The sequence below is a fragment of the Bradyrhizobium sp. HKCCYLRH3061 genome, assembly GCF_051168015.1.
Classification (GTDB): Bacteria; Pseudomonadota; Alphaproteobacteria; order Rhizobiales; family Xanthobacteraceae; genus Bradyrhizobium.
In genome coordinates this window covers 279871-293191 of sequence record NZ_JBNPUE010000004.1, presented here as the reverse complement: position 1 = coordinate 293191, position 13321 = coordinate 279871, and the positions used below count along the sequence as shown (strand labels likewise).

General features: G+C 66.7%; 12 protein-coding genes. 10 read left to right on the top strand and 2 right to left on the bottom strand.

The genetic code is table 11. The features are described 5' to 3' along the window. Positions 1 to 130: 130 nt before the first annotated feature. The gene (locus ACQR2C_RS10650) at positions 131 to 1225 is read left to right on the top strand and encodes a trypsin-like peptidase domain-containing protein (protein ID WP_434837905.1); all 1095 of its coding nucleotides are present in this window, start codon (positions 131 to 133) and stop codon (positions 1223 to 1225) included. Positions 1226 to 1370: 145 nt separating this feature from the next. Beyond that, positions 1371 to 2588 (top strand): diguanylate cyclase, encoded by a 1218-nt coding sequence (locus tag ACQR2C_RS10645; RefSeq protein WP_434881076.1) that lies wholly within the window; start codon positions 1371 to 1373, stop codon positions 2586 to 2588. Between the two features lie 135 nt (positions 2589 to 2723). Here ACQR2C_RS10645 and ACQR2C_RS10640 read toward each other — a convergent pair whose 3' ends face one another. Further along, positions 2724 to 4127: a M20/M25/M40 family metallo-hydrolase gene (locus ACQR2C_RS10640; protein ID WP_434881075.1), complete on the bottom strand. Its 1404-nt coding sequence runs from the start codon at positions 4125 to 4127 to the stop codon at positions 2724 to 2726. A 159-nt stretch (positions 4128 to 4286) separates the two neighbouring features. Beyond that, positions 4287 to 5894, bottom strand: coding sequence for a helicase HerA-like domain-containing protein (locus ACQR2C_RS10635; RefSeq protein ID WP_434881074.1), 1608 nt, complete (start codon positions 5892 to 5894; stop codon positions 4287 to 4289). 334 nt (positions 5895 to 6228) lie between these two features. On the opposite strand from ACQR2C_RS10635, the gene ACQR2C_RS10630 reads away from it, so the two are divergent. From ACQR2C_RS10630 to scpA, 8 genes are all read left to right on the top strand, one after another. Beyond that, positions 6229 to 6435 carry a hypothetical protein gene (locus tag ACQR2C_RS10630; protein ID WP_316182563.1) on the top strand — a complete coding sequence of 69 codons (207 nt, stop codon included), beginning with the start codon at positions 6229 to 6231 and terminating at the stop codon, positions 6433 to 6435. 67 nt (positions 6436 to 6502) lie between these two features. After that, entirely contained in the window at positions 6503 to 6910 is a 408-nt protein-coding gene (locus ACQR2C_RS10625; RefSeq protein WP_316182561.1) for a DUF4332 domain-containing protein, read from the top strand. Positions 6911 to 6985: 75 nt separating this feature from the next. Then, complete coding sequence (gene folP / locus ACQR2C_RS10620; protein WP_434881073.1) at positions 6986 to 7843, top strand: dihydropteroate synthase; 858 nt, start codon at positions 6986 to 6988, stop codon at positions 7841 to 7843. After that, positions 7840 to 8208: a dihydroneopterin aldolase gene (folB, locus tag ACQR2C_RS10615; RefSeq protein ID WP_315804226.1), complete on the top strand. Its 369-nt coding sequence runs from the start codon at positions 7840 to 7842 to the stop codon at positions 8206 to 8208. Before folP ends, folB begins: the two co-directional genes overlap by 4 nt. A 5-nt stretch (positions 8209 to 8213) precedes the next feature. Further along, positions 8214 to 8705, top strand: coding sequence for a 2-amino-4-hydroxy-6-hydroxymethyldihydropteridine diphosphokinase (gene folK / locus ACQR2C_RS10610; RefSeq protein ID WP_434881103.1), 492 nt, complete (start codon positions 8214 to 8216; stop codon positions 8703 to 8705). 102 nt (positions 8706 to 8807) lie between these two features. Continuing rightward, on the top strand, positions 8808 to 10676 hold the full coding sequence (locus ACQR2C_RS10605; RefSeq protein WP_434881072.1) for a methylmalonyl-CoA mutase family protein: 1869 nt from the start codon (positions 8808 to 8810) through the stop codon (positions 10674 to 10676). Next, on the top strand, positions 10673 to 11137 hold the full coding sequence (locus ACQR2C_RS10600) for a GFA family protein (protein ID WP_316218108.1): 465 nt from the start codon (positions 10673 to 10675) through the stop codon (positions 11135 to 11137). The genes ACQR2C_RS10605 and ACQR2C_RS10600 overlap by 4 nt, the downstream gene beginning before the upstream one ends. A gap of 19 nt (positions 11138 to 11156) precedes the next feature. Further along, positions 11157 to 13313 carry a methylmalonyl-CoA mutase gene (gene scpA, locus ACQR2C_RS10595; RefSeq protein WP_434881071.1) on the top strand — a complete coding sequence of 719 codons (2157 nt, stop codon included), beginning with the start codon at positions 11157 to 11159 and terminating at the stop codon, positions 13311 to 13313. Positions 13314 to 13321 lie beyond the last annotated feature (8 nt).

Below are 13321 nucleotides of genomic sequence, written 5' to 3'. Positions count from 1 at the left end.
TTCAAGAGGGTCACGCAAATTTTTTGGCACTCTCGGGGAGCGATTGCCAGCCCGGCTCTTGAACCGGGCCGGCCGCTTTCCCAGCTCTGTCGTCGCCGAAAAATCCTGATCGCGCTTGTTGGGGATCACGATGCAGCTTCCGCCTTCTCTCCGGGCCGTCCTGGCGCCTGCCATCCTGCTTTGCCTGATGACCGGGCCTGCCTTGGCCCAAATTCCCGATCTCAAGCTCGGCCGGGTGCCGACGCTCGCGCCGCTGGTCAAGGAGGTGACGCCGGCCGTCGTCAACATCTCGGTCGAGGGCAAGGTCCGCCAGGACAACCCGCTCTACCAGGACCCGCTGTTCCGCGAGTTCTTCGACGTGCCGAAGCAGGTCGAGAAGCAGATCAGCGCGACCGGCTCCGGCGTCATCGTCGATGCGCAGCGCGGCTACGTGATGACGGCCAACCACGTTGTCGAACACGTCACGACAGCGCAGATCCGCACCAAGGACGGCCGCAAATTCGCCGCCCGCCTGGTCGGGCGCGATCCCGCCACCGACATCGCGCTGCTGCAGATCAGGGACCCGATCGAGCTCAGGGCCATCGCACTCGGCGACAGCGACGCGCTCGAGGTCGGCGACTTCGTGATCGCGGTCGGCAACCCGTTCGGCCTCGGCCAGACGGTCACCTCGGGCCTCGTCAGCGCGCTCGGACGCACGGGCCTGGGCAAGCAGGGCTACGAGGATTTCATCCAGACCGACGCGGCGATCAATCCCGGCAATTCCGGCGGCGCGCTGATCAATCTGCGTGGCGAGCTGGTCGGCATCAACACCGCGATCATCTCGCCCGGCGGCGGCAATGTCGGCATCGGCTTCGCCGTCCCGATCAACATGGCGCGGCGGGTGATGGAGCAGCTCGTCGCCAACGGCCGCGTCGATCGCGGCCGCATCGGCGTGACCCTGCTCGACCTCGACGCGCCGGCCGACGGCCGCATTCAAGGCGCGCGCGTCGCCGACGTCACCGTGGGCTCGCCGGCCGAACGCGCGGGGCTGCGCAAGGGCGACATCATCGTGAAGGCGAACGACATGCCGGTGCGCAGCGCCACGCAGGTGCGCAACCTGATCGGCCTCACGCCGGTCGGACAGCGCGTCCGTCTCGTGTTCGAGCGCGACCGCGCGCTCGGCAATGCGACAGTGGAGGTCGCGCCGGTCGCCGAAGAACGCGCGCGTGCGCGGACCTCGGGGTGACAATTCAACTTCAGTTCGCTGTGAGCTGCGCATACCACGTGGAGTAAATTTTTACCGTGCATCAAGCATGCAGCGAGACGCCGATACCTCCATAAACGCGTGTTAAGTGCCCTCGCGGTTAGTGCAACCCCGCGGAGGTATTGAAATGCGGGGTGATGGTTTGTCGTTCAGTTTGCCACGCTGGCGCGTGACGCGCTGGCTGGCCGACCCGGGATATCCGGTGTCATCAGATATCCGCGGCGCATTGACCGGCGAGCTCTACGGCTGCTGGTCGGTGTTCGCCGGCGGCGCCATCAACACCGTCGCCGTTGCTGCTGCGCTTGCGCTGCGCACGCCGAGCCCGCTGTTCATCACCTGGTTCGTGCTCGAGGTCGCGGTCTGCCTGTCGCGGCTGGTCGTGATGATGATCGCCTACCGCCGGGCGCGCGAGCGGCTGGCGACGCCGACCGACATCCACATCCTGCTGTCGGTGGCCTGGAGCGCCAGCGTCGGCTTCGGCGTCGGCATCAGCCTGGCGTCCGGCGACTGGGTGGCCGCGTCACTGACCTGCATCTCCTCGGCCGCCATGGTCGGCGGCATCTGCTTTCGCAATTTCAGCGCGCCGCGCCTCGTCGGCACGATGATCCTGTTCAGCATCGGCCCCGTGATCCCCGGCGTCGCGACGTCGCATGAGCCGTTGTTGTTCGCGATGTATCTGCAGATGCCGGTCTACTTCCTCGCCATGACCGGCGCGGCGTTCCGGCTCAACAGGATGCTGGTGGCGGTGATGCAGGCCAAACGCGAGAGCGACGAGCGGGCGCGGCTCGATCCGCTCACGGGACTGTCCAATCGCGCCGGCCTGATCGACGCGCTGCAGAGCAGGCTCAAGGGCAACGCCGGCGGCGATCGCAGCTTCGCCGTCCTGTATCTTGATCTCGATGGCTTCAAGCCGGTCAACGACACCTTTGGTCACGCCGCCGGCGACGAGTTGCTGAAGATCGTCGGCCGGACGCTGCGGCAGACCGCTTCTCCGGACGATGTCATCGCCCGGATCGGCGGCGACGAGTTCGTCGTGCTCGCCGGCGATCCGGCGATCGACCACGCGCTGGCACTCGGCGAGCGCATCATCGAGGTGATGACCGCGCCGATCGCGCTTTCCGGCGGCGCCTGCGTCAACATCGGCATCAGCATCGGCATCGCCGTCGCGCCCGAGCACGGCACCGATCCGGAAGCCCTGCTGTTCGCGGCGGACGCCGCATTGTATGAAGCGAAGTCGAGCGGCAAGTCATGCTGGCGGCTGGCCTCCGCCGAGGCCAATCTCGCAGCGCTGCGCAAGATCGCCGGCAGAGACCCGACCGCGAGCTCGGTCGCCAGCGCTGCGTGAGCTCAGCCTCAGGACAAGGACCAGCGCCATCGTGGCCCGGATGAGCGAAGCGACATCCGGGTTCTCACACCCTGCTGAGTTGACCCCGCATGGCGCTTCGCTCATGCGGGCGACGGACAACGAGCCCCTGTCGCCCTACCGCGGCATCTCCGCGAGCGCGGCGAGGATGCGGGCCCAGGAGCGGATGCCCTTGTGGTAGCTCTTCAGGTCGTACTTCTCATTCGGCGAATGAATGTTGTCGTCGTCGAGGCCGAAGCCGACCAGCAGTGAATCGAGACCGAGCGTCCTCTTGAAATCGGTGACGATCGGGATCGAGGCGCCCGATCCCATCAGGATGGTCTCCTTGCCCCACTCCTCGGTCAGCGCCTGCTTGGCAGCCGCCAGCGGCTTCATGGTCCAGTCGAGCGCGATCGCAGCGCCCGCCGAATGATCGCCGAACTCGACCGAGCAGTCGCCGGGAATGCGCGCCGAGACGTAGTCGCGGAACGCCTTGCGGATCTTCAGCGGGTCCTGGCCCTCGACGAGGCGGAAAGAGACCTTCGCATGCGCCAGCGACGGGATCACGGTCTTGGAGCCCTCGCCGATATAGCCGCCCCAGATGCCGTTGATGTCGCAGGTCGGCCGCGACGAGATCTGCTCGATCAGCAGACGGTCCTTTTCGCCGGCGGGAATCGACAGGCCGATCGGCTTGAGGAAGCTCTCGGGCGTCAGGTTCAGCTTCTTCCACTGCTCCAGCACCTCAGGCGGAACGTCCTTCACGCCATCATAGAAGCCGGGAATGGTGATGCGGCCGTCGGCGTCGAACAGGCCGCCGAGGATCTCCGTCAGCACGCGGATCGGATTGCGCGCGCCGCCGCCGAACACGCCGGAATGCAGGTCGCGATTGGCGGCCTTGATCTTGATCTCCTCATAGAGCAGGCCGCGCAACGAGGTGGTGATCGCCGGCGTGTTCGGGTCCCACATGCCGGTGTCGCAGACCAGCGCGAAATCGGCCTTGAACTCGTCCTTGTTGGCCTCGAGGAACGGCACGAAGTTCTTGGAGCCGACCTCCTCCTCGCCTTCGATCAGCATGGTGATGTCGAGCGGCAGCGCCCCCGTCACCTTCTTCCAGGCGCGACAGGCCTCGACGAAGGTCATCAGTTGGCCCTTGTCGTCCTCGGCGCCGCGCGCGACGATGATCTTGCGGCCGTCGGCGTGATCGGCGACCACAGGCTCGAACGGCGGCCGGTGCCAGAGGTCGAGCGGATCGACCGGCTGCACGTCGTAATGACCATAGAACAGGACATGCGGCTTGGCGGCGCCATGACCGTTGCTCTTGCCGACCACGGCCGGATGGCCGGCGGTCGGGCGCACCTCGGTCGCAAAGCCGAGCGTCGCAAGATCCTTGGCGAGGTGATCGGCCGCCACCCTGCAATCGTCAGCAAAGGCCGGATCGGCCGAAATCGACTTGATGCGGATCAGCGCAAACAGCCGTTCCAGGCTGTTGTCGAAGTCGGCATCGATGTGATCGAGAACGGATTGAAGCTGCGCATTGGCCATGGCCACCAGATCCTTCGCATGTAACGGCTATTGGCCCGCTTGTAGCTCCGTTGCGCGGTCCGGGCCAGCCTCATGCAAAGGCAGCAAATGCCACCTGCCCCCGAGTCGGCGCGGATGACATGACAAGGCCATCACGCCGACCGGGAGCACGACAGCATGTCAACGCCGCAGCAGTCCACCGAGCGCGCCACGCACGAGGGAACGGCCGATCGAGCCGCCCAGCGAGCCGCCGACCTGCTTGCCGAGATCGGCCGCGATCCCGCCCACCACCTTGTCGGAGACCGAGCGGGCGACGTTGCGCGCGATCACCTGCGTGGTCGAGAGCTGGCCACGCTTGACGTTGGTGCCGAAGATCGTCGCGGCGATGTCGCCGATCTTGCCGAGCACGCCTCCGGAGGAGGCTTCCGTCGTCACGGCGTTTCCCGCGATCCGCTTCTGCAGCAGCTCGTAGGCGGACTCGGCGTCGATCGCGGTGTCGTATTTGCCCTTGACCGGGCTCGCAGCGATGATCGCCTTGCGCTCCTCCGGCGTGACGGGTCCGATCCGCGCCGACGGCGGCCGGATCAGGACGCGCTCCACCATCGCCGGCGTGCCATTGCCCTCCAGGAACGACACCAGCGCCTCGCCCTTGCCGAGCTCGGTGATCACCTTGGCGGTGTCGAGCTTGGGATTGGGGCGGAAGGTGTCGGCGGCCGCGGCCACCGCCTTCTGATCGCGCGGCGTGAAGGCGCGCAGCGCGTGCTGCACGCGATTGCCCAATTGCCCGAGCACCCGGTCCGGAACATCGAGCGGATTCTGCGTGACGAAGTAGACGCCGACACCCTTCGACCGGATCAGCCGCACCACCTGCTCGATCTTGTCCATCAGCGCCTTCGGCGCATCGTTGAACAGCAGATGCGCCTCGTCGAAGAAGAAGACGAGCTTCGGCTTGGCGACGTCGCCGACCTCCGGCAGCTCCTCGAACAGCTCCGACAGCATCCACAGCAGGAACGTCGCGTAGAGCCGCGGGTTCTGCAGCAGCCTGTCGGCGACGAGGATGTTGATCATGCCGCGGCCGTCGCGGTCGGTCTTCATGAAGTCGGTGAGCGCCAGCGCCGGCTCGCCGAAGAACTTCGTGCCGCCCTGGTTCTCGAGCACGAGCAACTGGCGCTGGATCGTGCCGACGGTCGCGCGCGTGACATTGCCGAACGACTGCGCCGCCTTCCGGATCGGCGCCAGCGGGTCGGCGTCCGCATCCGCGCCCTTCTTGACGTCCGGAATGATGGCGTCGAGCAGCGCGCGCAGATCCTTCATGTCGATCAGGGCGAGGCCGTTCTCGTCGGCCACGCGGAACGCGACGTTGAGGACGCCTTCCTGGACGTCGTTCAGGTCGAGCATCCGCGCCAGCAGCAGCGGTCCCATCTCGGTCACGGTGGCGCGCACCGGATGACCCTGCTCGCCGAACACATCCCAAAATACCGTCGAGAACTGATCGGGCTGATAGGTGAGGCCGAGCTCGGCGGCGCGCTTGAGGATGAAGTCCTTCGCTTCGCCGGTTTGCGAGATGCCGGAGAGATCACCCTTGATGTCGGAGGCGAAGACCGGAACACCGGCACGGGCAAAACCTTCGGCCATCACCTGCAGCGAGACCGTCTTGCCGGTGCCGGTCGCGCCGGTGACCAGTCCATGGCGATTGGCAAGCGCAAGCGTCAACCAGGCCGGCTGCTCGCCGGCACCCACGAAGATCTTGTCGTCGGTATCAGCCAGGGGTTTTCCGGATGGTGCCATGATGATCCATCTTTCGAGAGAGAATGTTTCGCATCACACGTGGTGCGGAGCATCGCGTACGATAACATAGTTGAGTTTCGCGAATTGGAACCGGCGTCAGGTGCCTCACCTCTTCGCACGGCACGCACTTTTCTTAGCATTGGTGCTGCGCGATGCGCACGTTTGGTACGTAGATTCAACATCCGGTCTTGCATCGCTGCAACAGTTCATCGTCGATCGCGAATCGATTCGCGCACCGACCCGGCTCCTCGCTTGTAATTCACGGATCGTCCGATCAAGATGAATTCAGCGAGAGGACGTCCGGTCGTGGGGGACCGGATGAGACGGGGTTCACATGAACGAGTTGATTGAGCCGCTGGCCAGAACGGCCGGCATCAGTAAAGTCGTGGCTGAAATCATCGGCATCGAGCTGGACCTCCTCAGCGGCAATGGACGGCGTCGGCAGGCGCAGCAGCCGTCAGCCGGTGAACTTTTTGCGTTCGGCCGCGACCAAATCGAAGCCGATCAGTTGGCACGATCGCGACAGGCACACCCGGCCTGAGCCGGTTGCCCCAAGCCCGACCGCCCGGGCCAGATCATCTGAAGCACCTTCGCGCGCGCCGAGTATCATGACATATCCGATCACCGAACTCGAAGGCATGACGACCTTCTATGCCGCCAAGCTGAAAGCTTTGGGCATCCGGACCACCGACGCATTTCTCGAAGCCGCCCGGACCGTGAAAGGGCGCAAGGCGCTGGCCGCCAAGACCGGCATCAGCGAGCAGCAACTGCTCGATTGGGCAAACGCCGCCGATTACATGCGCATTCCCGGCATGGGCAAGGCCAAGGTCTGCCTCGTCCGCGCAGCCGGCGTGACCACCGTGCGCGAGCTGGCGCACCGCAATCCGGCCCGGCTGGCGCAGAACATCAAGGAAGTGAACACCCGGCGGAAGCTGGTTCGCATCCTGCCGTCGGAGAAGTCGGTCGGCCAGCTCATCGAAAAGGCGCGGCGGCTGGAGCCGAAGATCAGCTATTGATCGCCCTCTGGATTGACCGCGCTTGTGCAGTGCGACACCTTGACTTGACGGTGCCAACCGCGCAAAGCGGCGCTCATGAGCGCCATTTCGCCGCACTCCGCCCCGGACCTCGCGTCGAGCCACCCGCTGCTGCGGCCGTGGCTTTCGCGTCCATTCCCGGCGGTGATGGGCATTCTCAACGTCACACCGGATTCGTTCTCGGACGGCGGCCGTTTCGATGCGCCGGAACGGGCGATCGCGCAGGCCGAGCGCATGATCGCGGCCGGCGCCGACATTATCGACATCGGCGCCGAGTCGACCCGCCCCTACAAGGGCGCGGTGCCGGTCACGGCCGAGGAGGAACTGGCGCGCCTGCGACCGATCCTGCCTGCGATCGTCGCACTCGGCGTGCCCGTGTCGATCGACAGCATGAAATCTCAAGTTGCAGGTTACGCGCTGGACCATGGTGCCGCGATCGCCAATGATGTGTGGGGCCTGCAGCGCGATCCCGCGATGGCCACGGTCGTCGCCGCGCATGGCGCGCCGGTCGTGGTGATGCACAATCGCGCCGAAGTCGATCCGGAGATCGACATCATCGAAGACATGCGGGGCTTCTTCACGCGCTCGCTGGACATCGCGGCCAAGGCCGGCATCCCCATTGGGAACATCGTGCTCGATCCCGGTATCGGCTTCGGCAAGACGCCGCAGCAGAGCATGACGGCGCTGGCCCGGCTCGATGCATTCGCATGCTTCGGGCTGCCGCTGCTGGTCGGCGCATCGCGAAAACGTTTCATCAGCACCGTGGTGGCGTCGGAGCCGCAGGAGCGGCTCGGCGGCTCGATCGCGGCGCATCTGATTGCGGCTCGGCGCGGTGCTGCAATCATCCGGGCGCATGACGTCGCCGAGACGGTTCAGGCCGTGCGCGTGGCCGCGGCAATCGAGGCATCGCGATGACTGACACGATTTTCATCAAGGGCGTTCTCATCCACGCGCGTCACGGCGTGATGGAGCATGAGAGCGAGGTCGGCCAGCGCTTCGTCATCGACCTCGAGCTCTACACCGACCTGTCGGACTCCTCGCGCAGCGACCGCCTCGCCGACACCGTGTCTTATTCCGACGTGGTGGAGACGGCGACGGCGGCGTTCAAGGACACCAACTACCGCCTGCTCGAACGCGCGGCCGGCGCGGTCGCCGATGCGATCCTGTCGACCTTCGCCCGCATCCGCGCCGTCAAAGTGACCGTGCACAAGCCGCATGCGCCGATCGCCGCCATCTTCGAGGATGTCGGCGTCGTGCTGACGCGCTCGCGACATCCGTGACGGCGATGGCAAGCGCGCTGGTTGCTCTCGGCGGCAATATCGGCGACGTCAGGGCGACGTTCCGGCGCGCCATTCCGGAGATCTGCGCGCGTGCCTCGGCTGCGCTCGTCGCGCGGTCGTCCGACTACACCACGCCGCCTTGGGGCGAGGAGCAGCAGCCGCCCTTCATCAATGCCTGCATCGAGATCGCAACCGCGATGCCCCCACGGCGGCTGCTCAGCGCTCTGCACGCGGTCGAACGCATGTTCGGCCGCGATCGCGCGCAAGAGACGCGTTGGGGTCCGCGGACGCTCGACCTCGATCTGATCGCCTATGACGACATCGCGGTCGACACGCCCGATCTGACGCTGCCGCACCCCCGGCTGTTCGAACGCGGCTTCGTGCTGGTGCCGTTGTCCGAGATCGTGCCGGCGCGACGGATTGCCGGGCGCCGCGTCGACGAGGCCGTGCTCGCCGTTTCGCGCGACGGAATCCGGCCGCTGCCGTCAGCCGAATAGCTGACATCTCCGGCCAAACAACCGTTTGGCTTGGCCGCCCTGACGTGGCATTTTGCGCCACAACAATCGCGATAACAGACGCCCCGGGAGACGCGTGCCGACATGACGACCGAGACCGACGATCTGCGACTGGCTGCCGATTTCGCTCCGGCCGGCGAGGCGGACTGGCGCAAGCTGGTCGATGGCGTGCTGAAGGGTGCGGCCTTCGAGAAGCTGGTCGGCAAGACCTATGACGGGCTCGAAATCCAGCCGATCTATCCGCGCGCCAAGCATGCCGCGCCGGTCGCGGGCCGCGCACCATCAGCGCCGTGGCAGATCATGCAGCGCGTCGATCATCCCGATCCGGCCAAGGCCAATGCGCAGGCGCTGATCGATTTGGAAAACGGCGCGACCGGGTTGTCGCTGGTCTTTGCCGGATCGAACGCGGCGCATGGCTTCGGCCTCGCCGCCAACGCCGACGCGGTGGCGCGCGTGCTCGACGGCGTGCATCTCGATGCTGCGATTGCAATCGAATTGCAGCTCGGTGACTCGCTGTCGCCCGCCTCGCTTGTCACCGATATCGTCAAGCAGCGCGGCATCCCGGCCACGGACTGCGACATCCGGTTCGGCCTCGATCCGATCGGGGATGCCGCCGCTCGCGGCGCAAGCTCACACGACGCATCGACGCTCGGCGGCAACTCGGGCGCGCTGGTCAGGCAACTGCATGAGGCCGGCTTCAAAGGCCCGTTCTTCGCCGCCGACGGCCGCGTCGTGCACGACGCCGGCGGATCGGAGGCGCAGGAGCTCGCCTTCGTGCTCGCCTCAGCTGTCGCCTATCTGCGCGTGCTCGAAGCCGAAGGCATCGCGCTCGAGACCGCGCGCGGCATGATCTATGGCCGGCTCGCCGCCGACACCGATCAGTTCCTCACGCTGGCGAAATTCCGCAGCCTGCGGCGGCTGTGGGCGCGCATCGAGGAAGCGTGCGGACTGGCACCGAGGCCGCTCTTCATCTCGGGCGAGACGGCGTGGCGCATGCTCACCCGGCGCGATCCTTACGTGAACATGCTGCGCGCCACCATCGCGACGTTCGCGGCCGGGCTCGGCGGCGCCAACGCGGTGACGGTGCTGCCGCACACGGCCGCGCTCGGCCTGCCCGACGCGTTCGCGCGCCGTGTCGCCCGCAACACGCAACTGGTGCTGCTGGAGGAAAGCAATCTCGCCCGCGTCGCCGATCCGGCCGCCGGCGCTGGCGGCATCGAGGCGCTGACCAGCGAGTTGTGCAGCGCCGCCTGGGCCCTGTTCCAGGAGATCGAGAAGGCCGGCGGCGTGGGCGCGGCTCTGCAGACCGGGCTGATCCAGTCCAAGGTCGCCGCGGTCAAGACGGTGCGGGATGCCAACATCGCGAGGCGCCGCGACGTGCTGACCGGCGCCAGCGAGTTTCCAAATCTCAACGAGGCCGCGGTCGCGGTCGAAGCGCTCGCACCGGTGGCGCCGCAACCGATCGACAAGGCTTCGCTCACCTTCGCCGCGCTCGCGCCGATCCGTCTCGCGGACGGTTTCGAGAAGCTGCGTGATCGCTCGGACGCGCTGTTGGAGCGCCAGGGACAGCGCCCCTCGGTGTTCCTCGCCAATCTCGGCACCGCCGCCGACTTCACCGCGCGCGCCACCTTCGCCCGCAGCTTCTTCGAGGCCGGCGGTATCGCCGCGATCGACGGCCAGGGCGGCGCCGATCCGGCCGCGCTCGCAGATGCCTACCGCGCCTCCGGCGCCGCGATCGCCTGCCTTTGCTCGTCCGACAAGGTCTATGCCGACGCCGCGGTTCCCGCTGCCAAGGCCCTTCAGGCCGCCGGCGCGCGACATATCTATCTGGCAGGCCGCGGCGGCGAACAGGAAGCTGCGCTGCGCGAGGCCGGCATCGGCAGCTTCGTGTTCGCCGGCGGCGACGCATTGAAGACGCTCGCGGACGCCTACGCGCATCTGGAGTCAGCATGACCGACGAAAGCAAACCCGTCCTCACCGGCGGCTGCCAATGCGGCGCGATCCGCTACGCGCTGATGTCGGCGCCGAGCAAGGTCAGCATCTGCCATTGTCGGATGTGCCAGAAGGCTTCGGGCGCGCCGTTCGCGTCGTTCGCCGAAATCAACAATGAGAGCTTCGCCTGGACCCGCGGCCAGCCGGCCGCGTTCCATTCCTCCTCGATCGCGATGCGCGACTTCTGCAGCCAATGCGGCACGCCCCTGAGCTTTCGCCGCATCGACGGACCGCGCATCGAGATCATGACCGGGACCTTCGACCGGCCGGACCGGGTGGTGCCGACGCGGCAATATGGCTCGGAGTCGCGGCTCGGCTGGGTGGTCGCGATCGCCAACCTGCCGAGCCAGACGACGCAGCAGAACTACGGACCGGAGAAGATGGCTGGTATCGTCAGCCATCAGCATCCGGATCATGATTAAGCGATGAGGACACGAGGCCATGAGCCGCATTCCTGATTTCAGCGCCATCGCGTTCGAACCCATCGCAGCCCCCGCGCCCGCGGGGGCCGCCGAGCCGTGGCTGACGCCGGAAGGCATCCCGGTGAAACCGGCCTATGGCGAGGCCGATCTCGCCGGCATCGACTTCCTCGACACCTGGCCCGGCATCGCGCCCTATCTGCGCGGCCCCTACCCCACGATGTATGTCAACCAACCCTGGACCGTCCGGCAATATGCCGGCTTCTCCACGGCGGAGGATTCCAACGCCTTCTACCGGCGCAACCTCGCCGCCGGGCAGAAGGGCCTGTCGGTCGCGTTCGATCTCGCCACCCATCGCGGCTATGATTCCGATCATCCGCGCGTCGGCGGCGACGTCGGCATGGCCGGCGTCGCGATCGACTCGATCTACGACATGCGCACCTTGTTCGCCGGCATTCCGCTCGACCAGATGAGCGTGTCGATGACCATGAACGGCGCGGTGCTGCCGATCCTCGCGCTGTTCGTCGTCGCCGCCGAAGAACAAGGCGTGCCGCCGGAGAAGCTGTCGGGCACCATTCAGAACGACATTCTGAAAGAGTTCATGGTGCGCAACACCTACATCTATCCGCCCTCGCCCTCGATGCGGATCATCTCCGACATCTTCGCCTTCACCTCGCAGCGGATGCCGAAGTTCAACTCGATCTCGATCTCCGGCTATCACATGCAGGAGGCCGGCGCGACGCAGGACCTCGAGCTCGCCTACACGCTCGCCGATGGCGTCGAATATCTGCGCGCCGGCATCGCCGCCGGCCTCGACGTCGACCGCTTCGCGCCGCGGCTGTCGTTTTTCTGGGCGATCGGCATGAACTTCTTCATGGAGGTCGCCAAGCTCCGCGCCGCGCGGCTTTTGTGGGCCAAGCTCCTGAAGCCGTTCAATCCGAAGGACGCGCGCTCGCTGTCGCTGCGCACGCACAGCCAGACCTCGGGCTGGTCGCTGACCGCGCAGGACGTCTACAACAACGTGGTGCGCACCGCGGTCGAAGCGATGGCCGCCACGCAAGGCCACACCCAGTCGCTGCACACCAACGCGCTCGACGAGGCGCTGGCGCTGCCCACCGACTTCTCCGCGCGCATCGCCCGCAACACGCAATTGTTCCTGCAGCAGGAGAGCGGCACCACCCGGATCATCGATCCCTGGGGCGGCTCGTACTACGTCGAGCGTCTCACCCGCGATCTCGCCGCGAAGGCCTGGGGCCACATCCAGGAGATCGAGGAGCTCGGCGGCATGGCCAAGGCGATCGAGGCCGGCGTGCCGAAGCTGCGCATCGAGGAGGCCTCGGCCAAGACCCAGGCGCGGATCGACACCGGCCGCCAGTCCGTCATCGGCGTCAACAAGTACAAGCCGGCCGACGAGCCGCCGCTCGACGTTCTCAAGGTCGACAATTCCACCGTGCGCCGGCTGCAGATCGACAAGCTGTCGCGGCTGAAGTCCGAGCGCAAGCAGGCCGAGGTCGACGCGGCGCTGGCGGCGCTGACGCGCTCGGCCGGCGACGGCAACGGCAACCTGCTGGCGCTCGCGATCGACGCCGCGCGCGCCAAGGCCACCGTCGGCGAGATCTCCGACGCGCTGGAAAAGGTGTTCGGCCGCCACCGCGCCGAGATCAAGTCCATCACCGGCGTCTACAAGCGGGAGATCGCCGCCATGTCCGGCAAAGCCGAGAAGCTGCAGGCGCTGATCGAGGCGTTCGAGGAGGCGGAAGGCCGCCGGCCGCGCATCCTCGTCGCCAAGATCGGCCAGGACGGCCACGACCGCGGCCAGAAGGTGATCGCGTCCGCTTTCGCCGACATCGGCTTCGACGTCGACATCGGGCCGCTGTTCGCTACCGCCGACGAGGCGGCGCGGCAGGCGGTCGAGAACGACGTCCACATTCTCGGCGTGTCGTCGCTCGCCGCCGCGCATCTCACCGCGGTGCCGGAGCTCAAGGCCGCGCTCAAGAAGCAGGGCCGCGAGGACATCATGATCATCGTCGGCGGCGTGGTGCCGCCGCAGGATTACGACGCGCTGTACAAGTCCGGCGCGGAAGCGATCTTCCCGCCGGGCACCGTGATCGCCGACGCCGCCGAGGAACTGATCCACAAACTCAACGCGCGGCTCGGCCACAGCCAGGCAGCGGAATAGTTTTTCGA